Consider the following 24,224-nt stretch of genomic DNA (forward strand, 5'->3'; position numbering starts at 1 on the left):
TCACTGGCCTCCGTTCCCGGCCAGCCGGGCGTCGATCTGCTGGTCGGCCCAGGTGTCGCGGACCCAGGCCTGGTCGGGGTGGTCGGTGATCCTCCAGACCCGTTCCTCGCCGGGACCGGCCATCACGTTCAGGTAGTACATGTCGTGGCCGGGCGCGGCGGCGCACGGACCGTGCCAGCCCCAGGGGATCAGCACGGTGTCCCGGTCGTGCACCTCGACCATGATGTCGATCTCGTGGCCGGGGGACGAGCTGGTCCGGTGGAAGCCCAGGCCGGGCTGTCCGTCCGGGCCCGGGGCGATCTCGAAGTAGTAGATCTCCTCCAGCTCGCACTCGTGCGGACCGGCCTGGTCGTGTTTGTGCGCGGGGTAGCTCGACCAGTTGCCGCCCGGGGTGATGACCTCGACGCAGATGGCCGATGCGGCTTCGAACACCCCGGCCGCGCCGAAGTTGCGGACCTGGCGCGACGACTGCCCGGCACCGCGCACCTCCACCGGGACCTCGTCGCGCGGGCCGTAGCGAAACGGCAGCTCGGTCTCGGTGCGGGCGCCGCACAGGGCGAACCGGCCGCCGGCCGCAGCGGCGACCCGCACGCTCGACCGGACGGGCAGGTAGGCGAAGTCGGTCGGGCCCTCGAACACCCCGGCCCGGCCGGCGAGGGTGTGCGTCTGCGACCCCAGGGTGACCGTGGCCGACCCGGACAGCGGCACGAGGAAGAACTCCTCGTCGCCGGTCCGTACGGTGTGCGCACCACCGGCGGGCAGGGTCAGGATCCGCAGGCTGGAGTGCTCCCAGCCGGCCGTCTTCGGGGTGATCTCCAGCTCGTAGCCGTCGGCCGGGGCGGTCCCGGCGGGGATCACGTACTCGTCTCCGCTCACGCTGCGCGCACCTCCTGCGGCCGCACCAGCGAGACGGCGGTGTCGACGGCCGCGGCGACGTCGCCGTCCTCCGGGTAGAGCAGCGCGCGCCCGACGATCAGGCCGCGCACCGAGGGCAGCTCCAGGGCCGCCTTCCAGGACGCGTACGTCTCGTCGGGGCTGGTGGTCGGGTCGCCGCCGAGCAGCAGGGTGGGCAGCGTGGTCGCCTCCATCACCCGTTCCATCTCCGCCACCACGGGCAGCTTCATCCAGGTGTAGGCGCTGGAGGAGCCGAGTCCCTGGGCGATGTGCACGGACCTGATCACGGCCTCGGGGGAGAGGTCGTTGACCACCCGGCCGTCGACCCGGCGGGACAGGAACGGCTCGACCATCGTGACGATCCCGGCCCGGTTGGCCTCTGTCACGACCTGCGCGCAGGTCTCCAGGGTGGACACGGTCGCCGGGTCGGCGAGGTCGATCCGGGTGAGCATCTTGATCGCCTCGAAACCGGCGTCCACCGTGCCGCGTACGTCGTAGCCGGTGAGCCGGTCGTCCAGCTCGAACACCGCGCCCTGCAGGCCGCCCCGGTTCATCGAGGAGACCACGACCTTGTCCTCCAGGGCGCCCAGCAGCAGCAGGTCCTCCAGGATGTCCGCGGTGCCCAGCACTCCGTCGACACCGGGCCGGGACAGCGCGGCGACCAGCCGGTCGAGCAGCTCGGGGCGGCTGGCCATCGCGTCGGAGCGTCCGCGGGCGGAGAGCGCGCCACGGGCCGGGTGGTCCGCGGCGACGATCATCAGCCGGCCGTCGGCGGGGACGAACGGGCGCCGCCGCCGCGAGGCCAGCAGGGCCGGGATGCGCTCGGGGGCGAGGGCGCGGATCTCTCGGACCTCCTCGTACGAGGTGGCGAAACCCTGGGTGGTCGGGCTCATGGTCCTCACCGGTTCTCGTTGGGGTCGCCGCCGCCCAGCAGGACGTCGATCTCGGCGGCAGTCGGCATGGCGGTGGAGCACTCCAGGCGGGACGCGACGATGGCACCGGCGGCGTTGGCCCGGCTGAGGACCTCCGACAGAGGCCAGCCGGCGAGCAGGCCGTGTGCCAGCGAGCCGCCGAAGCTGTCCCCGGCGCCGAGGCCGTTGTAAGGGGTGATGAGGATCGGCGGGGACACCACGCGCTCGGTGCGTGACTTCGCCAGCACCCCCTCGGGGCCCTGTTTGACGATCGCGAGCTGCACGCCGGCGTCGAGCAGCGCGTCGGCGGCGCGCTCGGGATCGGTCTCGCCGACGGCGACCTCGCACTCCTCGCGGTTGCCGACGGCCACGGTGACCTGGCCGAGGACCTTCTGCACCTGCTCGGTGGCCGCGGCGGGGGAGTCCCAGAACATCGGCCGGTAGTCCAGGTCGAGCACGGTGGGCGCTCCGGCGCGGGCGGCGAGGGCCTCGTGGTGCGCCGCGCGGGACGGCTCCTCGGACAGCCCGGACACCGAGAGCCAGAGCAGCCCGGCGTCGGTGATCGCCGCTGTGTCCAGGTCGGACGGGCCGACTTGCAGGTCCGGCGCGGTCGGGCGGCGGTAGAAGTACAGCGGGAAGTCGTCCGGCGGGAAGATCTCGCAGAAGGTGACCGGGGTCGGGTACTCGCGGTCGGTGACGACGTGCCGGTCGTCCACCCCGAGCCGGTTGAGCTCCGCCCGTACGTAGCGACCGAAGGGGTCGTCGCCGACACCGGTGATGATCGCGGTGCGGCGTCCCAGCCGCGCGGCGGCGACCGCGACGTTGGCGGTGGTGCCGCCGAGGAACTTGCCGAACGAGGTGACGTCCTCCAGGCCGACGCCGACCTGCAGCGGGTAGATGTCCACCCCGGCTCGGCCGAAAGTGAGGATCTCAGCGGCGACGGTCATGGTCCTCGGTGACCTTTCGTGTGTGGGTGGCGACGAGACGACGGTAGGTCGCGCGACCCCGTCCGGTCAAGAGTTTGTCCAGACATAGAGACAACCAGATTTCTGCCGGTAGAGTGGCGGACATGGCCACCCGTTCCGACGCCGTCCAGGTCGACGTCCGGCTCGACCGGTCGAGCCCGGTGCCGCTGTACCACCAGCTCGCACAGGCCATCGAGGGAGCGATCGAGGAGGGGAGCCTGCAGCCCGGCGACCGGCTGGAGAACGAGCTGTCGCTGATCGAGCGGCTTGGCCTGGCCCGGCCCACGGCCCGCCAGGCGATCCAGGAGCTCGTGCGCAAGGGGCTGCTGGTGCGCCGTCGCGGCCTCGGTACCCAGGTCGTGCGGCCGGCCATCCACCGCGACGTGCGTCTGACCAGCCTGCACGAGGACCTGGCCCGCTCCGGACGCGCGCCGGTCACCCGGCTGCTCTCGCACGAGGAGTGCACGCCGGCCAGTGCCCGACTGCACGCGCTCACCGGGATCCTGCCGGCCGACGAGCCGCTGCAGATGGTTCGGCGCCTGCGCAGCGCCGACGGCGAGCCCCTGGCGATCATGACCAACTACCTGCCCGCCCGGTTCCAGCTGGATGACGTCGCGCTCGCCGACCGGAGCCTCTATGACCTGCTGCGCGACCAGGGTGCGCAGATCGCGATCGCGCACCAGACGATCGGCGCCCGGCTGGCCGACGCCGAGGAGGCCGGCCTGCTCGAGCAGCAGCGCCCACTGGCCTGCGTGACCGCCGAGCGGATCGTCTACGACGACGCCGGCGCACTCGTCGAGCTCGGCCGCCACCTCTACCGGTCGGACCGCTACACGGTGTCGACCTCGCTGGTGATCTGACCGCGCGCCGCCACAGTCCGGTCGGTTCAGCCGAGGGCCTTCAGCAGGTTCCGCACGCTGGTGTGCACGTCCGCGGCCGGGCCCTCGCCGGTGGGCGGGCCGTGCAGGATGGTGTCCTGCTCCAGCACGTGCCAGCCGTCGTAGCCGTGCGCGGTCAGGTGCGTGAGTACGCCGTCCAGGTCGACGTCGCCTTCGCCCAGCGGTCGGTACATGCCCCGCCCGACCGCCTCGGTGTAGGTCAGCCGGCCGTCCTGCACCTGGCGGGCGAGGCGCAGGTCGACGTCCTTGAGGTGGGTGTGCGCGATCCGGTCCGGGGCGTGGCGGGCCAGCGCGGCCGGGTCGGTACCGCCGATCAGTAGGTGCCCGGTGTCCAGGCACAGCCGGATCCGGGACCCCTCCAGCACGCGCTGCACCTCCGCTCCGGTCTCCACCATCGTCCCGACGTGCGGGTGCAGCACCGCGGTCACGCCACGGGCCGCGGCGTGGTCGGTGATCCGGTCCAGGTGCGACAGCAGCAGGGCCCACCCGCGCTCGTCCAGCTCGGGACGCGAGTCGTAGCCGGTGCCACCCGAGTCGGCCGACAGCACCAGCGTCCCGGCCCGGGCGGCGTCGTAGCCGGCCAGCACCCGCTCGACACCGGGCCGCGGATCGTGGTCGGGTGCGTGCAGCAGGGTGGGGGTGAAGCCGCCGACCGCCTGCAGACCGTGCGCCTCCAGCGTGGCGGCCTTGGCCGCGGGCGCGTCGGGCAGGAACCCGTCCGGGCCGAACTCGGTGGCGGACAGGCCGACCTCGCGCATCTCGGTGAGCACCCGTGCGGGGTTGAGCTGGTGCCCCCAGCCGGGCACCTCGCAGACCCCCCAGGAGATGGGGGCGCCGGCGATCTTCGCAGCGGACATCAGCGGAGAACCTCCTCGACGCGAACCGGGCGGTGCGCCCGGAGGGACAGGGTCGCGGCCTCGGCGACCCACCCGGCGGCCATCGCGTCGGCGACGGTGCAGGGGGACGGTCGGGTGCCCGCGACCAGCTCGGTGAAGGCGGTCAGCTCGGCGCGGAAGGCCGGGGCCAGCCGGTCGGTGAAGAACGTGTGCGGGGTGCCGTCCGGGAAGCCCACGCCCGGTTCCACCGACCGCAGCGGCAGGCCGTCGTCCAGTCCGACGGCGACCGAGTCGCGGTCCCCGTGTAGCTCCAGCCGGACGTCGTAGCCGCGCGGGTTGAACCGGGTGTTGGAGACGACGGCGTGGCTGCCGTCGTCCAGGGTCAGGATCGCCTGGGCGCTCGAGACGTCGCCGGTCTCGGCGAAGACGGGGTCGCCGTGCGGGTCGCCGACGGCGAACACCTCCACCACCTCGCGGCCTGTCACCCAGCGGATCGCGTCGACGTCGTGCACCGAGCAGTCCCGGAAGATGCCGCCGGAGATCCGCAGGTATTCCGGGGGTGGCGGGGCCGGGTCCAGGGTGGTGGCACGGACGGTGTGCACCCGGCCGAGCTCGCCGGCGGCCACTGCGGCGCGGGCGGCGGCGTAGCCGGGGTCGAAGCGGCGCGGGTAGCCGATCTGCACCCGCTCGTCGCGGCCGGTCAACTTCGTGGTGAGCTCCACGGCGTCGTCGATCCGGCCGGCGATCGGCTTCTCGCAGAACGCCGGCAGCCCGGCCTCGACCGCGGCCAGCACCAGCTCCGGGTGCGCCGGGGTGGCGGCGGCGATCACCACGCCGTCGATGCCGGCGGCCAGCAGCTCCTCGGGCGAGGCGACCGGCACCGCGCCGGTCCCGGCGGCGACGGCTGCGGTCAGGTCCGCACGCGCGTCGGTGACGACGAGCGAGTCCACCGCGGCCAGCCCGGCCAGGGTGCGCGCGTGGAACGCGCCGATCCGGCCCAGGCCGATCAGTCCGATCCTCATCGATCTCTCCTTCGTGCCCGGTGGGCGGTCAGTCGTGGGCGCCGAGGACGGTCTGGTCCCAGTCCAGGACGGAACCGGTGACGACCCCGGAGCGGTCGGAGAGCAGGAAGACCACCGCCTCCGCGGCGTCCGTGGCGGAGGCGAGCCGCCCCATCGGGAGTGTCTTCCCGGCCTGCTCCCGCCAGTCGTCGCCGGCGTCGTGGAAGCGGCGCTGGGTGGCGTCCTCGCCCTCGGTGTCGGTCCAGCCGATGTTCAGGCCGTTGATCCGGATCCGGTCGAAGCGGTGCGCGTGCGCGGCGGTGCGGGTCAGCCCGGCCAGGCCCGCCTTGGCCGCCGCGTAGGCGGCCAGCACCGGCGCGCCGCCGTGCGCGGCCTCGGAGCCCACGTTCACGACCGTGCCGGGCGCGCCGCGGCGCAGCATGTCCGCGACGGCCGCCTGCATGAGGAAGAAGGGCCCGCGCAGGTTGACCGCGACGTGCGCGTCGAACAGCTCCGGCGTGGTGTCGAGCAGGGTCCCGCGGTCGGTCAGCCCGGCCGCGTTGACCAGCGCGTCGACCCGGCCGTACGCCTCGACCGTCGCGGCGACCGCGGCCCGGCAGCGCTGCGGGTCGGCGACGTCGCAGGCCACGTACGACGCGGGCGTGCCGCGCCCGGCGAGCTCGGCGACCAGCCCCTCGCCGGGCCCGGGTCGCCGGCCGGTGACCACCACGGCGGCCGCGCCCTCCCGGGCCGCGACCCGGGCGCAGGCCGCCCCCACGCCGGTGGTGCCGCCGCTGACCAGCACCACCCGGCCGCCGAGCAGGTCCGCGCTCACCGGAGGGCCCGGGTGGTTCCGCGTGCCGGTGGCGGACACGGCGTCGCGGCCACCGGGACCTCCCGCCCGGCCCGGCTCATGTGCCCGTCCCGCGACGGCGCGCGGCCTGAGTGGCCAGCACGTCGTCGAGCCGGGCCGGGTCCCAGCCCTCCCGGACCGCTCGCAGCAGCACCGCCGCCGGCGACGGCGGGGCCAGGCCGTCGACGGGTGGGTCGGCGTCCAGGTCGGTCGGGAACGCGTACCCCTCGGCGGCCGCGGTCACCGCGTTCGCGACCAGCTCGTCGTCCACGCCGGAGGCGCGCAGCTCCAGCAGGGCCGGGAACACCGCGCGGGCTGTCGCGGCCCGGTCCACGCTCTCCATCGCCCGGCCGAAGGCCGACGACACCTGCAGCAGGTTCGCCATCCGACGGATGCCCGCCGAGCGGTTGTGCCCGGCGCCGTGGATCAGCGCGGGGTTGAAGAAGACCGCGTCGCCGGCGGCAAGCGGCTGCTGCACGTGCCGCGCCGCGAAGTAGTCCCGGACCTCGGCCCGGTCGGCGGCGAGGTATCCGTGCGACCAGGTCTGCGACCCCGGCAGGTACATCGTCGGGCCGGACTCCGCGGGCATGTCGCAGTGCGCGACGGCGCCCTGCAGGGTGAGGGCGGCGGAGAGCCGGTGCACGTGCGCGGGGTAGCGGGCGGCACGGTCGGCGTCCATGAAGCCCAGGTGGTAGTCGCGGTGCGGGCTCTGCGCGGCGCCGCCGGGGTTGACCACGTTGACCTGCGAGGTCACCTGGTAGCCGGGACCCAGCCAGGCCTCGCAGACCAGGGCGAGGACCGGGTTGGCGTAGTAGGCGGCGAACACCCCCGGCGCCCGCAGCGCGAGCTTCTCCACCGCGTTCCAGATCCGGTCGTTCGCACCGGGAGTGGCGAAGTGGTCCCCGGCCCGCCTGCCCGACGCCCGCTGCTCGGCGATCATCGCCTCGAACTCGGCCGTCGCCGGGGCCAGCTCGGCCGTGCCGAACGCCCCGGCGAACACGGCGATGCCGGGACCGTCGAGTAGCGTGTGGACCAGCTCGGCCTGCACCGCCCGCCGGCCCTGGGGGGTCGCCGCCTCGGCTAGGAGGTCACCGGCCCGGTAGACCGGGACGCCGTGGCGGACCGCGTCGGCGCGCGGGTGGTCGGCGGTGTCGGTGCCGCGCTCGACGTGCGTGCGCAGGTCCTCGACCCGAACGTCGGCCGGGTCCAGCCAGGCTCGCTTCGTCGTCTCCGCCGCGGGTGGGCTCACGGTGCCGGCCATGGGGACCTCCCTCTCCTCGTCGAGAGCGCGTTAAAGCGCTTTAATAGCGAGGGAAGTGTGGAGCCTTTAGTGAGATCATGTCAAGACAAACTCTCGGAACGGCGCGGGCGCGATGATGCGAGGTGTGACCCATCGACCGACCCGTCGTCCCCGGCTGGCAGACGTCGCCGCTGAAGTGGGGCTATCCCCGGCGTCGGTGTCGCTGGTACTGCGAGGGGAGCCGGGCCCCAGCCCGGCCACCCGGGAGCGGGTGCTGGCCGCGGCCGACCGGCTCGGCTACCGGCCCGACCGCGCCGCGAGCCTGCTGGCCAGCCGGCGCAACGGGACGCTCGGCGTGGTGCTGGACATCCGCTCGACCTACCATGCCGAGCTGGTCGAGGAGCTGCTGGCCGGCGCCGAGCTGCGCGGGCACGACCTGGTGCTGGGGGCCCGCTCACCGGCCCGAGACGAGCGTCGCGCGGTCGAGGCGCTCGTCGACTCGCGGTGCGCGGCGCTGGTCCTGCTGGGCAGCGACGCGACGCCCGGCCGGCTGGCCGAGCTCGGTCGGCTGCTCCCGGTGGTGGCGGTCGGGCGACGGCTGCCCACCGCCGAGGTCGACGTCGTCCGGGTCCCCGACGAGCAGGGCGCCCGTGCGCAGGTCGGGCACCTGGTCGCGCTGGGGCACCGCGACGTCGTGCACGTCGACGGGGGCCGGGGCTCGATCGCCACCGACCGGCGCCGGGGATACCGGGCGGCGATGCGGACCGCCGGCCTGGCCGACCGAATCCGGATCGTGCCCGGCGGGCACGGCGAGGCGGACGGGGCCCGGGCCGCGGCACGGCTGCTGGAGGGTGCCGAGCTCCCGACCGCCGTCGCGGTCTTCAACGACCGGTGCGCGGTCGGTCTGCTGGACGCGCTGAGCCGGGCCGGGGTCGCGGTCCCCGGCACGGTCTCGGTCATCGGCTACGACGACAGCCCGCTGTCCCGGCTGACCCACGTCGACCTGAGCACGGTCGACCAAGACGTCCGCGGGACCGCCGAGCACGTCCTCGCCCTCGTCGCCGAACGCCTGGAGGACGGCCGGACCGCACCCCGGGAGGTCGTGCTGGCACCACGGCTGGTCGCCCGGGGCACCACCGGCCCGCCGTGACCGCCGGAACCCGCGAGGGGTGCACCAGGGTCGTTCGCGGCCGGTTCGCGAACCCCCGTTGCCCCCTCGTGGCCGGGCTACTCAGCGGGTGGCCGGCTCCCGGCGCGGTCGTGGTTCGAGGCCGGCGTACCGGTAGACGGCGTCGATCAGCTCGGCGGTTGCCAGGGCGTCGTCCAGGTCGACCGGGAACGGGGCGCCGGTCCGCAGGTGCGCCCGCAGTGCCTCCAGCTGGAAGGTGTAGGTAGGTCGGGTCCCGAGGTGCTCGGTGCGGGGCCGGCCACCGGTCTCGACCAGGATCCGGTCGTCGCGGGTCGGGAGCACTACGTTGCACGCGGTGACCGCACCCCGGTCACCGACCACCCGGGCGGTGACCGTCCAGCCGTCGGCGGCCATGTCGCAGTGCGCCCGCCCGGTCGCGCCGGAGGGGAAGGCCAGCTCAGCGGTGACCGCCGAGTCGACGCCGGGGGTGCGCTCCCGGGCGCGGGCCGAGACCACGGTGGGTTCGCCGCCGAGCAGGGGCCCGAGGCTGCGCTGGACGTGCAGGGCGTAGCAGCCGAGGTCCATCAGGGCGCCGCCGGCGAGGTCGAGCGACCAGCGCGGGTCGGTCTCCGGCGGGGGCGGCATGCGGAACACCGTCTCGACCCGGACGATCCGGCCGAGCTCGCCGGACCCGGCGAGCTCCAGCAGCCGCCGGTGCACCGGATGGTGGACGTGGTGGAACCCCTCGACGACGCTCACCCCCGCCGCCCGGGCCGCCGCGGCGACCTCCCGGGCCTCGGCGGCGTTGGAGGCGAATGGCTTCTCGCTCAGCACGTGCTTGCCGGCCCGGACCGCGGCGAGGTTCCACGGGCCGTGCAGCGCGTTGGCGAGCGGGTTGTAGACGACTTCGACGCCGGAGTCGGCGAGCAGCGCGGCGTAGTCGTCTACAACCCGCTCGACGCCGTGCTCGGTGGCGAACCGTTCCGCCCGGCTCCGGTCGCGCGCCGCGACCGCGACGAGCCGGTCACCCGTCGCGGCGGCCGGCGCGCAGATCGCCTCCGCGCTGATCCGGGCGGCTCCGAGCAACCCGATGCGCAACGGCTCGTCGGTGGGGTCCATACGGTCCTCTCGCCAGGGGTACTGCGGCTGTGAGCGGGCGGTTCAGCGCTGCAGCTCGTGCGAGAGCTCGACGAGCTCCTGGCCACCGGCCATCTCGGCGGCCAGCTCCTCGAGGGTGACCTCGGAGCGCTTGCGGTCGAGCACCCGCCGGCCGAGCTTCAGGATGATGAAGTGGTCGCCGACCATGTAGGCGTGGTGCGGGTTGTGGGTGATGGACACGACGCCCAGCCCGGCGTCCCGTGCGGCCGCGGTGTAGCGGAGCACCACGCCGGACTGCTTGACCCCGAGTGCGGCGGTCGGCTCGTCGAGGATCAGCACCCGGGCTCCGAAGTAGACGGCGCGGGCGATCGCGACGCACTGGCGCTGCCCGCCGGACAGGGTCCCGATCGGCTGGTTGATGTCCTGGAGGTGGATGCCCATCTTCTTCAGCTCGGCGTCGGCCACCCGGCGCATCCGCGGGATGTCCAGCGGAGCCAGCGGGAACCTGCCCCTGCGCAGCTCGGAGCCGAGGAAGAAGTTGCGCCAGACCTCCATCAGCGGCACGACCGCGAGGTCCTGGTAGACGGTGGCGATGCCGAGGTCGAGCGACTGGCGCGGGGAGGAGAAGGTCACGTCCTTGCCGTGCACGGTCAGGGCGCCCTCGGAATGCGGGTGCAGCCCGGACATGATCTTGATCAGGGTGGACTTCCCGGCCCCGTTGTCCCCGAGGACGCAGGTGACCTCGCCGGCCCGGACGGTCAGGTCGATGCCCTCCAGCGCCCGGATGGCGCCGTAGGTCTTCCCGACGCCGTGCATCCGGACCAGGGGCGCACCGGCGCGGAGGTCCGAGGCGGCGTTCTCGGCGATCGTGTCGGTCATCGTCGGCTCACTTCCGGGTGGAGGCGTAGTTCTTGATGTAGATGTTCAGCACGACTGCGAGCAGCAGCATCGTGCCCAGGAAGGTGAAGAACCAGTTCGGGTCGAAGCCGGCGAACACGATGCCCTGGGTGGTCATGCCGAGGATGAAGGCGCCCACCGCGGCCCCGACCGCCGAGCCGAACCCGCCCGTCAGCAGGCATCCGCCGACCACCGCGGCGACGATGTAGATCAGCTCGTTGCCGACGCCCAGCCCGGACTGCACGGAGGAGAAGTTGAACAGGATGTGCATCCCGAGGATCCAGCCGACGAAGCCGACCCCCATGAACAGGCCGATCTTGACCTTCTTCACCGGGACGCCGACCGCGCGGGCCGACGCGGCGTTGCCACCCGCGGCGAAGATCCAGTTGCCCAGGCGGGTGCGGAACAGGATCCACGAGGCGACCGCGGCCAGCAGCAGCCACCACAGGATCGTGATCTTGACCGTCATGAAGCCCAGCGGGATGTCGGAGGCGAACACCGCGCGGGCCGAGGCGAAGCCGTCCAGCTCGGAGGCGTTGTCCGTGGCCACGGTGCCGGTCACCCCCTTGGTCACGCCGATGTTCGCGCCCCGCAGGATGAAGAACATCGACAGCGTGATCAGGAAGCTCGGGATGCCGGTGGTGACCACCAGCCAGCCGTTAACGAAGCCGACGGCCAGGGCCACGAGCAGGCTGAGCACCACGCCCACCCACATGTTCAACGACAGCTGGTAGGTGATCAGGGCGGCGGTCAGCGCGGAGGTGGTCACCGCGACACCCGAGGACAGGTCGAACTCCCCGCCGATCATCAGCATCGCCACACCGATCGCGACGATGCCGATGGTGGAGGCCGCGTAGAGCACGGTGGAGAACGAGTCGAGGGTCCGGAACGGCTCGGCGATGGCATAGAAGAAGACGAAGATCGCGACTGCCGCCGCGATCGTGCCCGCCTCGGGTCGGGTGAACAGACGGGCCGACAGCGAGCGCGACGCGGGGGCCGGCGGCTCCGGGTCCGGCGACGTGGGGGCCGGAGCGTCAGCCGGGCCGGTGGCGGTGGGGGTGGTCATGGTGGCTCCTCGGTGGCGGACACCCGCCGGCGGCCGTCGAACACGACCGCCGACGGGGAAGCCGGGTCAGCGCTTGTTGGTCTCGGTGTAGGGCAGGATCTGGGCGATGTTGCTCGAGTCCACCAGGGACGGGCCGGTCAGCGTCGGCTTGCCGCCGCCGATGTCGTTGCCGTTGGACAGGTTCAGCCACAGCGACTCGACAGCCAGGTACCCCTGGACGTAAGGCTGCTGGTCGACCGAGAACTGGATCCGCCCGTCCTGGATCGCCTTGGCAGCGTCCTGGTTCAGGTCGAACGTCGCGATCTTCGCGGTCGAGCCGCTGCCCTCCTGGGCCTGCAGGGCGGCCATCGCGATCGGCGCGCCGAGGGTGACGATGTCGGTGATCGAGCGGTCCTCGGCGAGCTTGGCGTTCAGCGTCTGCTGGACCGAGGGCAGATCCGCCCCGTTGACCTGGATGTTCTCGGTGTTCGCGTAGGCGGCCTGGACGCCCTGGCAGCGGGTCTCCAGCGCGACCGAGCCCTGCGCCTGGATCACGCAGAGGACCTTCCCGCCGGGGCTGGACTGCCCGAGCTTCTCGCCGACGGTCTGCCCGGCGAGGTTCTCGTCGGAGCCGAAGTACATCTTCGCGCCCGCATCGGTGTACTGGTCGATGCCCTGGTTGAACGCCACGACCGGGATCCCGGCGTCGGCGGCCTTCTTCGCGACCGGGACGACGGCGTCGGCGCTGGACAGGGTGACCGCGATGCCGTCGACCTGGGAGTCGATCGCGTTCTGCACCAGCGTCGCCTGCTCGGGGCCCTGCTCGTTGTTCGAGTACTTGAGGTCGATGCCGTGCGTCGCGGCCGCGTCCTCCGCGCCCGCACGGATCTTGTCCCAGAACGTGTCGCCGGCCTGCTCATGGGTGATCATCGCGATCGTGTAGCGCTCGCCGTCGGGGGCAGCACCCGGGTCCTGGGCCCCACCCTGACTGCTGCAGGCGGTGAGGCCGACGACCAGCGATGCCGCGGCCAGACCGGCCGCGATCTTCCGAATACTCCTCATCGAGCATCAGTTCTCTCTGTGCATCGCGACACGGCCCGGCCGGTCGCGGGGGATCGGTGACGGTCCCATCCGGCGGCCCCGACGCACGAATGGTGATGTGGAACACGGATAGGTGTACGCTCCTCTGAACATCAGGTCAATGCTTTGTACGGACAAATTGGTGGCATCATCAGGATTGGGGAGGGGCCGTGAGCGACTCCGAGCGGCCGGTGGACCGGGGGAGCCCAGTGCCGCTGTACTTCCAGGTCGCGAACCGGTTGCACGACATGGTCGAGTCGGGCGAGCTGCCGGCCGGCTCCCGGTTGCCGAACGAGGCGGAGCTCCTCGTTCGGCTCGGCGCCTCCCGTCCGACCCTGCGGCGCGCGGTATCCTATTTGGTGGAACAGGGGGTCCTGGCGCGCAAGCGGGGAGCCGGCATCCTCGTGCGGCCCCCGCGTATGGAGCGGCCGGTCGACCTGACGAGCCTGCACGACGACCTGGCCCGCGACGGTCGGACACCGACCTCGGTCCTGCGCTCGTTCGACGTCGGCCCGGTCGAGGAGCACGTGGCGGTGGCGCTCGGCATCGCCCCCGGGACGGCGGTCGCTCGGTTCGCGCGGCTACGCCTCGCCGACGGTGAGCCGCTGGCGCTGATGACGAACGTGGTCCCCGTCGAGGTCCTGGCGCTGCGACCGGCCGATCTCGTCGACCGCGGCCTGTACGACCTCTTGCGTGCCGCCGGCCACGCCCCGCGGCTCGCCAAGCAGGTCGTCGGCGCGCGCGCCGCCACCCGGGAGGAGGCGACGGCGCTGGGTGAGGTCCGGGGTGGCCCCCTGCTCACCATGGTGCGGACCGCCTGGAACGGCGCAGGCCACCCGGTGGAGTACGGCTCGCACCTCTACCGCGCCGCGCTCTACGCCTTCGAGCTGACCCTGTCCTCCGGCACCGCGGCGCCCGTCGGCCCGGTCTGAGACCGGGCCGGGCCGGTGGTGCCGCGCACGACCAGGTGCGGCGGCAGCATTAGCTCGACCGGCTCGGACCTCGGGTCGTCCAGCCGTGCGGCGACGGCCCGGACCGCACCGCGGGCGAGCGCGGCCGCGTCCTGCCGCACGGTCGTCAGATCGACGTGGGCCAGCCGGGACACCCGGTCGTCGTTGTAGCCGACCACCGACACCTGCCCCGGCACCTCCACCCCCGCCCGGCGCAGCGTGTCCAGCAGCCCCAGCGCGCACCGGTCGTTGCCGGCCAGCACCGCGGTCGGGAGCTCGTCGCCGGCCAGGAGCAGCCGCGCGGCGGCGATGCCGGCCGCCTCGTCGTAGGCGCCGGGCAGTACCCGCGCCTCGGCGCAGAGATCGGCGTCGGCCATGCCGCGCAGGTAGCCCGCCCGGCGGGCGCGGGCGTTCGGTCCGCCCCCGCCGTCGACGTGCATGATCGCGCGATGCCCGGCCGCCGCCACGTGCTCGACGGCGCGCCGGACGCCGTCGGCGTCCGCGGTGTGCGCACTGTCCACCCCCGCGACGCCGCGTCCGACCACTGCCACCGTGGTACGGGTCGCCAGCTCGGCGAGCAGCTCGTCCGACATCTCGGGTCCGAGCAAGACCAGCGCCTCACAACGGTGGGCGAGCAGCTCCTCGACGGCCACGAGCTCCCCGCGCGCTGCCGTGCGGGCGGTCAGCAGTACGTCGTAGCCGAGAACTCCGGCCTCAGCGTAGATCGTCTCGATCAGCTCCGCCTCGAACGGCTCCCCGACGGTGGTCATGACGCCGACGGCGCGACTCCGCCCGCGGGCCAGACGCTGGGCGGCGCTGTCCGGCCGGTAGCCGATGGCCTCGGCGGCGGCGAGCACCCGAGCTCGGGTCCCGGCGGAAGCGCCGGGCCGGTCCCGGAACACGATGGAGACCAGCGCCCGGGACACGCCGGCGCGGGCGGCGACGTCGGTCATGGTCGGTCGGCGCCGGGGTGGAACCGGAGTGGCCACGAGTCTCCTCCCGTGCATTCTTTGTCTTGACATAGTCATCCCGGCCTTGGATAGTTCCGCTCCGAGCGTACTAGCGCGCTCTAGCTCTACATCGGGAGATACAGCGTGGTTACCCCTTCGACTATCAAGATCGGTTCGGCGCCGGACTCGTGGGGCGTCTGGTTCCCCTCCGACCCGGACCAGACCCCGGCCGACCGGTTCCTGGCCGAGGTGGCGGCCTCCGGCTACGACTGGATAGAGATCGGCCCCTACGGCTACCTGCCCACCGACCCGCACGAGCTGGCCGACCAGCTCGAGAAGCACGGACTGCGGGTCTCGGCCGGCACCGTCTTCGAGCACCTGCATCGACCGGGCTCCTGGGACGACGTCTGGAAGCAGGTCACCGACGTGGCCGCCCTGACGAAGGCGGTCGGCGGAGGGCACATCATCGTCATCCCCGAACCGTGGCGCGACCACAAGACCGGTAACCCGCTGGAGAGCCCGGAACTGGCCCCGGAGCAGTGGCGCTCCCTCACCGAGGGCATGAACGAGCTCGGCCGCCGGATCCTCGACGAGTACGGCCTGGCCGTCCAGTTCCACAGCCACGCCGACTCGCACGTCGGCTACCAGCGCGACATCGAGCGGTTCCTCTCCGACACCGACCCGCGCCACGTGAACCTGTGCCTGGACACCGGCCACGTGTCGTACTACCGCGGCGACAACCTGGACCTCATCCGGCGTTACCCGGAGCGGATCGGCTACCTGCACCTCAAGCAGGTCGACCCAGCGGTGCTGGACCAGGTCGAGGCCGAGGACCTCACCTTCCCGGAGGCCGTCAAGCGCGGCGTCATGATCGAGCCACCTCGGGGCGTGCCCGAGATGGAGCCGCTGCTGGCCGCGGTGGCCGAGCTCGGCCGCGACATCTACGCCATCGTCGAGCAGGACCTCTACCCCTGCCACCCGGACACCCCGCTTCCGATCGCCCAGCGAACCCACACCTACCTCGGCGGCTGCGGCAACAGCGCCGTCGAGATCGGCCGCCCGCGCAGCTGAGCGCGGTACCGAGCAAGGAGGCTCACATGTCCGAACTGCGAGTAGCCGTCCTCGGCGTCGGGAAAATGGGCGCGTTCCACGTGGACTCGCTGTCCCGCCGGGTGCGTGGCGCGCGAGTCTCGGTGGTCAACGACGTCGACACCGACCGGGCCGAGCAGGTAGCCGCTCCGCTGGACGCCCGGGTCGAGACCGACCCGACCGCCGCGATCGCGGCCACCGACGTCGACGCGGTCGTGCTGGCCAGCCCCGGCTTCGCCCACGAGAAGCAGGTGCTCGCCTGCCTCGAAGCGAACAAGCCGGTGCTGTGCGAGAAGCCGCTGACGATGGACGAGGCCAGCGCGCACGCCATCGTGCAGGCCGAGGCCGAGCTGGGCCGCCGGCTGGTCCAGGTCGGCTTCATGCGCCGCTACGACCGCGAGTACGCCGCACTGCGCGACCTGATCGTCGCCGGCGACCTCGGATCACCGCTGATGATGCACTGCGTGCACCGCAACCCGGCGGTACCGGACTCCTTCACCTCTGAGATGGCGATGGCCGACTCGGTAGTGCACGAGGTCGACTGCACCCGGTTCCTGCTCGGTGAGGAGATCGTCGCGGTCACCGCGCTCAAGCCGGGCGCGACGTCATCGGCACCGTCCGGCACCTCGGACCCGATGCTGGTGCTGTTCGAGACCGAGTCCGGCCGGCTCGTCGACGTCGAGTCGTTCGTCCGCACCGGGGTGGCCTACGAGGTCCGCACCGAGGTCGTCGGCGAGAACGGGATGGCGACCATCGGGCTGGACCAGAACCTGCTGCTGCGCCGCGAAGGTCGCTGGGGCGGCCGGATCGCCCCCGACTTCGTCGAGCGCTTCGGTGCCGCCTACGACGCCCAGATGCAGGCCTTCGTCGACGCGGCCGGCACCGGCACCGTCGGCGGCCCGAGCGCCTGGGACGGCTACGCCGCCGTCGCCGTGTGCGCGGCCGGGGTCGAGGCCGTCTCCACCGGCAGGCGGGTCGAGATCCGCCTGGGCGACCGTCCCGAGGCGACCCGATGAAGCTCGCGCTCGACCCGCAGATGTTCTACTCCACCCACTCGGTGCTCGAGCTGCCCGACGTGGTGGCGCGGACGGGCTACTCCTGGATGGAACTCTCGCCCAAGGACGACTTCGTCCCGTTCTTCCGCCACCCGCGCGCCGACGACGCCACCGTGCATAAGCTGCGCCGCCGCGCCGCCGCCGCCGGGGTCGGGATCGCCTCGGTGCTGCCGGTGCTACGATGGTCCGGCCCGGACGAGGACGAGCGCCAGGCGGCTGTACGTGCCTGGAAGCGGGCCATCCAGATCACCGTCGACCTCGATGTCGACGTGATGAACTCCGAGTTCAACGGCCGTCCGGAGGCCCCGGAGTACGCGGAGAGCCAGTTCCTGCGCTCCCTGGAGGAACTGGCCCCGCTCTTCGAGGCCGAGGGCGTCCGGCTCGTCCTGGAGCCCCACCCGGACGACTTCATCGAGGACGGTCACGCCGCGGTGAACCTGGTCCGGGGGCTGAACGCGGACTGGATCGACTTCCTGTACTGCACCCCGCACACCTTCCACCAGGGCGGCGGTGGCGGAGCTGCCACCGGGATCATCACCGCGGCGGGGGAGAAGCTCGCCCACGTGCACCTGGCCGACACCCTCGACCACACCGCGTCGAACGGGCTTCGCTACATCGTCAACCCGCCCGGCTCGACGGCCCGGGTGCACCAGCACGCCGAGCTCGGCCGCGGCGAGGTCGACTTCGACGAGGTCTTCGCCGCGCTCGCCGCGGTCGGTTTCGACGGCGTCCTCTCCAGCTGCGTGTTCGGCTGGGAGGAGCACGCCGAGGAGATCAGCGTCCGGCAGCGGGAGAAGGTCCTGGCGCTGGTCGACAAGCACCTCGGCGCGGACCACCGCCCCGCCACCCACGGCGCGGGCTGATCCGGAGGTGGCCGGCCGGGGCGCACATCCCCGGTCGGCCACCGGACCGCGCACACCGACATCGGGCCCTGCGACACGACTCGCGGCCGGCTGCCGTCGTCGCGCCCGTTCCATCGTCACGCCGGTCGCCCTCGACGCGGAGGACAATCATGACCACGCACGACGGCGCGGGAACGACCGCGCTGCCCCCGGACGTCCGGGGGCCCCATACGAGCCGACTCGGGCTCGTCACCGTGATCGCCACGTTCGGCGGACTGCTGTTCGGCTACGACACCGGCGTGATCAACGGGGCGCTCGAGCCTCTGACCCGCGATCTCGGGCTCACCGCCTTCACCGAGGGCTTCGTCGTCAGCATCCTGATCTTCGGCGCTGCCGTCGGCGCCGTGATCGGCGGCACGCTCTCCGACCGGCACGGCCGCCGGCACAACATCCTGCTGCTGGCGATCGTGTTCATGATCGGCACGCTCGGCTGCGTCCTGGCCCCTGGCTGGGAGGTGCTCGCGATCTTCCGCTTCATCCTCGGGCTGGCGGTCGGCGGCGCCTCGGCGACCGTGCCGGTGTACCTGGCCGAGATCGCGCCGGCCGAGCGGCGGGGAGGTCTGGTGACCCGCAACGAGGTCATGATCGTCTCCGGCCAGTTCGCCGCCTTCGTGATCAACGCGGTCATCTACAACATCTGGGGCGACATCGACTGGATCTGGCGGGTCATGCTGCTGGTCGCCCTCGCCCCGGCGATCGTGCTGTTCATCGGGATGCTGCGGATGCCCGAGAGCCCCCGTTGGCTGGTCGCGCAGGGCCGGGAGGCCGAGGCGCTGGCCGTTCTGAGGCAGGTCCGGTCGCCGCAGCGCGCCGAGGCCGAGATGTCGGAGGTGCACCGGCTCGCGGCCGAGGAGCAGGCCTCTCGCACCGGCGGCGCAACCGACCTCGGCGTCCGGTGGATCCGTCGGCTGATCCTCATCGGGGCCGGGCTGGGTGTCTTCCAGCAGGCCACCGGGATCAACTCGATCATGTACTACGGCACCCAGCTGCTCGGTGACGCCGGCTTCTCGGCGAACGCCGCGATCGTGGCCAATACGCTCAACGGGCTGTTCTCCGTGCTCGGCATCACCGTCGGGATCCTGATCATCAACAAGATCAACCGCAGGACCATGCTGCTCGGCGGGTTCGCTCTCACCACGACCTTCCACCTCCTGGTCGGGCTGTCCGCGCTGCTGCTGCCGGACGGGACGGCGAAGGCCTACTTCATCCTAGTGTTCGTCATCCTGTTCGTCTTCTGCATGCAGGGCACCATAGGCCCGCTGGTCTGGCTCATCCTGTCCGAGATATTCCCGTTGAAGATCCGCAGCCTGGCCATCGGCATCAGCGTGTTCGTGCTCTGGGTGGCCAACGCCCTCGTCGCGCTGGTGTTTCCGCCGATGGTGCAGACAGTCGGGATCGCGAACTCGTTCTTCGTGTTCGTCGTCCTCGGCCTGGCGGCACTGGTGTTCGTGGCCAAGGTGGTGCCCGAGACACGAGGTCGGTCGCTAGAGAAGCTGGAGGAGCAGTTCCGCACGCAGTACGCATGAACGACGAGCAGTACGCGTGAACGATGCGACGGGTCGATCGACCCGGCCCGCCCACTTCAACGAGATGAGTTGTCATGAGTGTTCTCGTGGCGGTCGGCGAAGGTGCCGAGGGTGCGGCGGCGTTGACCGCAGGCGCTGACGAAGCCGCTCGGCTCGGCACCGACCTCGTCGTGCTTAACCTGACCCTGCACCGGCTGGACCTCACCGGTCCGGCCGGCGCCACGGGGGTCACGCTCGTCGAGCGGGTCGGCCCGGGAGACCGTGATCCGGTCGACGCCGTCCTCGACGAGATCGACCTCCGCGGCGACGTTGCGCGGCTGGTGATCGGACTGCGCCGCCGCAGCCGGTTGAGCAAGGCGCTGCTCGGCAGCGTGTCGCAACGGCTGCTCCTCGAGAGCCCCGTCCCGGTCCTCGCCGTCAAGCCCGACTGAGCTTAGCGCACGTCCGGCGGCCGGGTTCAGAGGCGTTCGCCGGAGCTCGCCGAGAAGGCATGGATCCGCGCCGGGTCGACGGCGCGCCGGACGACCTCACCCTGCGCCGGAGTGTGCCGGCCGTGGACCCGGGCGACGACGTCGACCGGCGTACCCGGTGCCGTGGTGACGGCTGCAGTGGAGGTACCCGGGTGTCGGGCGCCGCCGCCTCGCGCACCGTGCGGGCAGCGGGAGGTCATGGTCCCCGAGCGACGCTCCGCGGTCGGTGAGGTCGCAGGTCAGCAGGTTCATCTGCGGGGATCCGATGAAGCTCGCGACGAAGGCGTTGCACGGCCGGTCGTACATCCTGCGGGGCTGTCGACCTGTTGCAGCCGACCGTCCCGCAGGACCGCGACGCGGTCCCCGATCGTCAACGCCTCGGTCTGGTCGTGGGGCACGTAGACCGTGGTGGTGCCGAGCCTGCGCTGCAACACCGAGATCTGCGCCCTGGTCTGCACCCGCAGCTTGGCGTCCGGGTTGGACAGCGGTTCGTCCATGAGGAAGACCTGGGGCTCCCGTACGATCACCCGGCCCATCGCCACCCGTTGCCGCTGCCCGCCTGACAGCGCCTTGGGCTTGCGGGCCAGGAACTCGGTGAGATCGAGTAGCCGGGCGGCATCGGCGTTCGGCCGATTGTACCGTTTGGTACTCGAATGTCGCGTCCTTCCAGGCGTCCACACCGGGCCGCCCGGCCCCCTCTCGCCCGTGGGCCTGAACCAGTGGGTGCCTGCCTCTCGCCAAGGGGCGAGAAAGGTGGTGGGCGTGCAGGCCACAGCATCCGAGGTCCATGATGGCGCCGCCTGCCCGGGTATGGTCCCAGCGCAGGTCGTCACCGTCGGGGCGGGTATCAGGGTGCGCGCCTCGACCGCACGCAGGTCGCCGATCTCCCCGGAACTCAGGATTTTGTGTGCGCGCAGCATGACCGGGGGTGGAACAGATAGTGGAAGCCCTCGACGGTGGTGACCTAGTGGCGCGTGCTGCGCCGGCGACCAAGCGCACTTCCGCAGCGTTCGATGCAAAAGTTTCTCGCTCAGCACATGCATGCCCGCGCGGACCGCATCGAGGTTCCAGGGTCCGTGCAGTGCGTTCGCCAACGGGTTGTAAGACGATCTCAACCCTCGGTGAAGCCACGACGTCCTGATAGCCGCCGAGCACGGCCTCGATGCCGTATTTGTCGGCGACCGCCGCCGCGCGGTCGCGCTCGAAGGCTGCCAGGGCGACGATTCGGTCGGCCGTCGTCCTGGCCGGGGAGATGAGGGACAGCCCAGAGATCCGTGCGGTGCCGAGCACGCGATGCGAAGGGCTTCCATGGGTGGGGCTCCTGAGGAGGGGGTCTGCCGGCCACGCGCGGCCATGGCCGGTGATTCGCGTCGCCGGAGGAAGACGGAACGGACCACCGTGAGGTCGGTCGGGAGGTCTAGCGGTTCAAAGCGCGCAGGAACCCCTCGCCGACGTCTATTACGTCGTCGCGGCCGGCCATCTGTGGAGGCGGCGACAGTGGCTTGACGGGTTGCTAGGCGCCTGGCATGGTCCGCGTTCAATCGATTGAACGATCGACGTGACGAGGGAGTCCATGCGCATCACCGGCATCAGGCATCTGCGGGTCCCGCTCGAGGGGAACGTCTCCAACGCGATGGTGAGCTTCGCCGACCATGACGTCTCGCTGGTCGCGGTGGCTAGCGACGTGGTGCGCGACGGGCGACGGGTGACCGGGATCGCCTTCAACTCCATCGGGCGCTACGCCCAGCCCGGCCTCATCGACGAGCGCTTCGCGCCCCGGCTGCTCGCCGCCCCGGCCGAGAGCCTGCTCGACGGTTCGGGATCGCGGTTCGACCCCGCGGCGATCGGTGCGCTCCTGATGCGCAACGAGAAGCCCGGCGGTCACGGCGACCGTGCGGGTGCGGTGGCCGCGCTGGAGCTCGCGATCTGGGATCTCAACGCGAAACTCGAGGGGGTCCCGGCCGCCGACCTGATCGCCCGCGAGTTCGGCCGGGCGGCGACGCGTCCGGGGGTGCCGGTCTACGCGGCCGGCGGCTACTACCGGGACGAGTACGGGACCTCGGCGCTGACCGAGGAGCTGGCCGGTTACCGGGACGCCGGCTACGGCGTCTTCAAGATCAAGATCGGGGGTGCCCTGCTCGCGGACGACCTGCGCCGAATCGAGGCAGCACTCACGGTCACTCGGGATCCGTCCCAGCTCGCGGTGGACGCGAACGGCCGGTTCGACCTGGACACGGCGCTGTCCTATGGCAAGGAGTTGGAGCCCTACAGTCTGGCCTGGTACGAGGAGCCGGGCGACCCGCTGGACTACGACCTCAACCGGGCCGTCGCCGAGATCTACAGTGGACCGATCGCCACGGGTGAGAACCTGTTCTCCCGCCGGGACGCGACCAACCTGGTGCGCCACGGCGGGATGCGACCGGGGCTCGACGTGTTCCAGATGGACGCCGGCATCAGCTACGGGCTGACCGAGTACGCCGGGATGATCGCCGACCTGGAGTCCGCCGGGCACAGCCGCACCCAGGCCCGGCCGCACGGCGGGCATCTGATCAATCTGCACATCGTGCACGGGCTCGAGCTCGGTGGCTGCGAGGCGTACCCGGGGGTCTTCCAGCCGTTCGGCGGCTACTCGCCGGGGGTCGAGGTCGTCGACGGCCGGATCGCCCCGACCGCCGCCCCCGGGTTCGGCCTGGAGGAGAAGCCCGAACTCCGTCCTCTGATCAGCCGCCTGCTCGGCTGATCACCTTCCGTCCCCCACCCTCGCTCTCAACGCGGAGAACTCCATGGGTATCGCAGTCATCGCGCTGGCGGTCTACATCGCCCTGATCATCGTCATGATCGCCGTGCTGAAACGCTCGGTCGGGGAGGCACTGGGCGTCTCCTTCGTCGTTCTCTGCGCCTTCGGCGGCGGGGACTTCCTCGGCCTGTTCGCATCCGGAATGGCGGAGGCGTTCAGTGAACCGATCGTCTACGCCGCCATGACGTTCGTCTTCCTCGGTGCGATCTTCGTGCGGACCGGGCTGATCGACCGCATGGTCGGAATCCTCAATTCGCTCCTCGGTCGGATGACCGGCGGTGCCGGATACGTCTCGACCGTCGCCGCCGCGCTGTTCGGAGCGGTCTCGCACGGCGGTTCCGGGAATGCCGCCGCGGTGGGCGCCGTGACGATCCCCTGGATGAACCGCTCGCACTGGCCGAAGCACATGTCGGCCACGATCGTGGCCGGCAACGCGGGAATGGGAACGGTGATTCCGCCGAGCCCGTCGCTGCTCATCCTCGCCGGAAGCGCGGCCGTCGCGCCGGTCATCGGGCTCGAGGAGCTGTTGCTGCCCGGCCTGGTGGCCGCCGGCTACATGCTGCTGTACCGGCTGATCCTGGTCGCGGTGTTCGTCCGCCGGTATGGCGTCGAGAAGGTCGATCGGGCCGACCTGCTCGGTGTCGGCGAGTCCATCCGGCAGGGCTGGTGGTCGCTGCTGGTGTTCGTCGGTGTCGCGCTGCCGGTCGTGGTCACGATCGGACCCCTGGCACAGCGGGCGATCGACTGGATCGGCGAGAGCGCACACGACACGATCAACATCGTCGTCTGGATCCCGGCCCTGATGTCGGTGGCGGCCATCATCCTGGGCTGGAAGAAGCTGCCGCACAGTGCCTCGGGCTGGTTCGCCATGTTCCGTGACTCCGGTCCGCGGTTCAGCGCGGTCGGTGCGACCGTGGTCTTCGCCTTCGCCGCCTCCGAGGTGCTCACCGAGCTCGGGCTCGGTCCGCAGCTGGGTGAGCTGCTGTCCGGGTTCCAGGCTGCGCCGCTGCTCACCGTCGCTCTGGTCGGCATCCTGGTCATCCTCGTCGCCGGTCCGCTGCCCTCCGCCGCCACGATAGCCACGATCGGTGGTGTGGCCTTCTCGGTGCTCACCGCCGCAGGAGTCCCGCCCGCCGCCGCCGTGACGGCGATTCTGATCTTCTCCTCGACCGAGGGGGCTTCTCCTCCGGGTGCTGCCCCCATCTACATCGCCTCCGGAATCTCGCAGGTCAACCCGGTCAGAACATTCCTACCGCTGGTGAGCTGTTACGTCATTCCGATGTACGCGCTGGGAATCGTGGTCGGGATGTCCTGGCTGCCGATCGTCTTCTGAGAGGTCGTTATGACGAACCAACAGGAATCGCACACGCGCGTCGCCGCCACCAAGGTCCTCGACAACGTGTTCGGCGCGGTGCTCGCCCTGTCGTTCTGCGTGGGCGCGGTCATGGTGCTGATCCAGCTCGTTGCCCTGGTCCTCGGTGCCTCGACCGTGGTCGAGATGGCGTCGAACCTGCTGGGGCCGGTGGCCTACGCCGCCGCGGCCGGTGCGGGTCTGCTGAGCCTGGTCGGCCTGTACCTGCACCGCTGGAAGACCGACGAGTAACCTGCTCCGGTGGAGCAACGGCACCGGCGCGGGC

Annotated in this window: 23 protein-coding genes and 1 pseudogene; 11 read left to right on the forward strand and 13 right to left on the reverse strand. The window is 71.8% G+C overall.

Annotated elements, in window-relative coordinates; genetic code table 11:
* From iolB to iolC, 3 genes are read right to left on the reverse strand one after another with little or no spacing between them, the layout of a single operon-like run.
* The gene (gene iolB, locus WIS52_RS19995) at positions 1–876 is read right to left on the reverse strand and encodes a 5-deoxy-glucuronate isomerase (RefSeq protein ID WP_349299825.1); all 876 of its coding nucleotides are present in this window, start codon (positions 874–876) and stop codon (positions 1–3) included.
* The gene (locus WIS52_RS20000) at positions 873–1,787 is read right to left on the reverse strand and encodes a class I fructose-bisphosphate aldolase (protein WP_349299826.1); all 915 of its coding nucleotides are present in this window, start codon (positions 1,785–1,787) and stop codon (positions 873–875) included. The genes iolB and WIS52_RS20000 overlap by 4 nt, the downstream gene beginning before the upstream one ends.
* Positions 1,788–1,792: 5 nt before the next feature.
* The gene (gene iolC, locus WIS52_RS20005; protein ID WP_349299827.1) at positions 1,793–2,752 is read right to left on the reverse strand and encodes a 5-dehydro-2-deoxygluconokinase; all 960 of its coding nucleotides are present in this window, start codon (positions 2,750–2,752) and stop codon (positions 1,793–1,795) included.
* Between the two features lie 122 nt (positions 2,753–2,874).
* Between iolC and WIS52_RS20010 the strand changes: the two genes are divergently transcribed.
* Positions 2,875–3,630, forward strand: a complete 756-nt coding sequence (locus WIS52_RS20010) for a GntR family transcriptional regulator (RefSeq protein WP_349299828.1) — start codon at positions 2,875–2,877, stop codon at positions 3,628–3,630.
* 26 nt (positions 3,631–3,656) lie between these two features.
* On the opposite strand, the gene WIS52_RS20015 is transcribed toward WIS52_RS20010, so the two are convergent.
* From WIS52_RS20015 to WIS52_RS20030, 4 genes are all read right to left on the reverse strand, one after another.
* Positions 3,657–4,526: a sugar phosphate isomerase/epimerase family protein gene (locus WIS52_RS20015; RefSeq protein WP_349299829.1), complete on the reverse strand. Its 870-nt coding sequence runs from the start codon at positions 4,524–4,526 to the stop codon at positions 3,657–3,659.
* Positions 4,526–5,527, reverse strand: a complete 1,002-nt coding sequence (locus WIS52_RS20020) for a Gfo/Idh/MocA family protein (RefSeq protein ID WP_349299830.1) — start codon at positions 5,525–5,527, stop codon at positions 4,526–4,528. The genes WIS52_RS20015 and WIS52_RS20020 overlap by 1 nt, the downstream gene beginning before the upstream one ends.
* 28 nt (positions 5,528–5,555) lie before the next feature.
* A complete protein-coding gene (locus tag WIS52_RS20025) occupies positions 5,556–6,341 on the reverse strand; it encodes an SDR family oxidoreductase (RefSeq protein WP_349299831.1) in 786 nt (261 codons plus the stop codon).
* A 76-nt stretch (positions 6,342–6,417) separates the two neighbouring features.
* Positions 6,418–7,620: a phytanoyl-CoA dioxygenase family protein gene (locus WIS52_RS20030; RefSeq protein WP_349299832.1), complete on the reverse strand. Its 1,203-nt coding sequence runs from the start codon at positions 7,618–7,620 to the stop codon at positions 6,418–6,420.
* A 115-nt stretch (positions 7,621–7,735) separates the two neighbouring features.
* Here WIS52_RS20030 and WIS52_RS20035 point away from each other — a divergent pair, with 115 nt between their 5' ends.
* On the forward strand, positions 7,736–8,749 hold the full coding sequence (locus WIS52_RS20035) for a LacI family DNA-binding transcriptional regulator (RefSeq protein WP_349299958.1): 1,014 nt from the start codon (positions 7,736–7,738) through the stop codon (positions 8,747–8,749).
* Positions 8,750–8,830: 81 nt separating this feature from the next.
* Here the strand turns inward: WIS52_RS20035 and WIS52_RS20040 are convergent, their stop codons facing one another.
* The 4 genes from WIS52_RS20040 to WIS52_RS20055 all read right to left on the reverse strand — a co-directional run bounded on the left by WIS52_RS20040 (position 8,831) and on the right by WIS52_RS20055 (position 12,830).
* A complete protein-coding gene (locus WIS52_RS20040) occupies positions 8,831–9,847 on the reverse strand; it encodes a Gfo/Idh/MocA family protein (protein WP_349299833.1) in 1,017 nt (338 codons plus the stop codon).
* 42 nt (positions 9,848–9,889) lie between these two features.
* Complete coding sequence (locus WIS52_RS20045) at positions 9,890–10,705, reverse strand: ATP-binding cassette domain-containing protein (RefSeq protein ID WP_349299834.1); 816 nt, start codon at positions 10,703–10,705, stop codon at positions 9,890–9,892.
* Positions 10,706–10,712: 7 nt separating this feature from the next.
* Positions 10,713–11,789 (reverse strand): ABC transporter permease, encoded by a 1,077-nt coding sequence (locus tag WIS52_RS20050; protein WP_349299835.1) that lies wholly within the window; start codon positions 11,787–11,789, stop codon positions 10,713–10,715.
* Positions 11,790–11,855: 66 nt separating this feature from the next.
* The gene (locus WIS52_RS20055; protein ID WP_349299836.1) at positions 11,856–12,830 is read right to left on the reverse strand and encodes a substrate-binding domain-containing protein; all 975 of its coding nucleotides are present in this window, start codon (positions 12,828–12,830) and stop codon (positions 11,856–11,858) included.
* 188 nt (positions 12,831–13,018) lie between these two features.
* Between WIS52_RS20055 and WIS52_RS20060 the strand changes: the two genes are divergently transcribed.
* Positions 13,019–13,780, forward strand: a complete 762-nt coding sequence (locus tag WIS52_RS20060; protein WP_349299837.1) for a GntR family transcriptional regulator — start codon at positions 13,019–13,021, stop codon at positions 13,778–13,780.
* Here the strand turns inward: WIS52_RS20060 and WIS52_RS20065 are convergent.
* A complete protein-coding gene (locus tag WIS52_RS20065) occupies positions 13,723–14,787 on the reverse strand; it encodes a LacI family DNA-binding transcriptional regulator (RefSeq protein WP_349299838.1) in 1,065 nt (354 codons plus the stop codon). The two genes, WIS52_RS20060 and WIS52_RS20065, sit on opposite strands and share 58 nt — an antisense overlap.
* Positions 14,788–14,892: 105 nt before the next feature.
* Between WIS52_RS20065 and WIS52_RS20070 the strand changes: the two genes are divergently transcribed.
* From WIS52_RS20070 to WIS52_RS20090, 5 genes are all read left to right on the forward strand, one after another.
* A complete protein-coding gene (locus WIS52_RS20070; protein ID WP_349299839.1) occupies positions 14,893–15,819 on the forward strand; it encodes a sugar phosphate isomerase/epimerase family protein in 927 nt (308 codons plus the stop codon).
* Positions 15,820–15,845: 26 nt separating this feature from the next.
* Positions 15,846–16,853, forward strand: coding sequence for a Gfo/Idh/MocA family protein (locus WIS52_RS20075; protein WP_349299840.1), 1,008 nt, complete (start codon positions 15,846–15,848; stop codon positions 16,851–16,853).
* Positions 16,850–17,755 carry a sugar phosphate isomerase/epimerase family protein gene (locus WIS52_RS20080; protein WP_349299841.1) on the forward strand — a complete coding sequence of 302 codons (906 nt, stop codon included), beginning with the start codon at positions 16,850–16,852 and terminating at the stop codon, positions 17,753–17,755. The genes WIS52_RS20075 and WIS52_RS20080 overlap by 4 nt, the downstream gene beginning before the upstream one ends.
* 68 nt (positions 17,756–17,823) lie before the next feature.
* Entirely contained in the window at positions 17,824–19,320 is a 1,497-nt protein-coding gene (locus tag WIS52_RS20085) for a sugar porter family MFS transporter (RefSeq protein ID WP_349299959.1), read from the forward strand.
* A gap of 74 nt (positions 19,321–19,394) precedes the next feature.
* The gene (locus WIS52_RS20090; protein ID WP_349299842.1) at positions 19,395–19,751 is read left to right on the forward strand and encodes a universal stress protein; all 357 of its coding nucleotides are present in this window, start codon (positions 19,395–19,397) and stop codon (positions 19,749–19,751) included.
* 26 nt (positions 19,752–19,777) lie between these two features.
* Here WIS52_RS20090 and WIS52_RS20095 read toward each other — a convergent pair.
* Positions 19,778–20,410 (reverse strand): annotated as a pseudogene (locus tag WIS52_RS20095) (ABC transporter ATP-binding protein); the annotation flags it as partial.
* A 953-nt stretch (positions 20,411–21,363) separates the two neighbouring features.
* On the opposite strand from WIS52_RS20095, the gene WIS52_RS20100 reads away from it, so the two are divergent.
* The 3 genes from WIS52_RS20100 to WIS52_RS20110 are packed head-to-tail and all read left to right on the forward strand — an operon-like array spanning position 21,364 to position 24,190.
* On the forward strand, positions 21,364–22,530 hold the full coding sequence (locus WIS52_RS20100; RefSeq protein ID WP_349299843.1) for an enolase C-terminal domain-like protein: 1,167 nt from the start codon (positions 21,364–21,366) through the stop codon (positions 22,528–22,530).
* A 43-nt stretch (positions 22,531–22,573) separates the two neighbouring features.
* Entirely contained in the window at positions 22,574–23,920 is a 1,347-nt protein-coding gene (locus tag WIS52_RS20105; RefSeq protein WP_349299844.1) for a TRAP transporter large permease subunit, read from the forward strand.
* 9 nt (positions 23,921–23,929) lie between these two features.
* The gene (locus WIS52_RS20110) at positions 23,930–24,190 is read left to right on the forward strand and encodes a hypothetical protein (protein WP_349299845.1); all 261 of its coding nucleotides are present in this window, start codon (positions 23,930–23,932) and stop codon (positions 24,188–24,190) included.
* Positions 24,191–24,224 lie beyond the last annotated feature (34 nt).

Source organism: Pseudonocardia nematodicida (assembly GCF_040105385.1).
Taxonomy (GTDB): Bacteria; Actinomycetota; Actinomycetes; order Mycobacteriales; family Pseudonocardiaceae; genus Pseudonocardia; species Pseudonocardia nematodicida.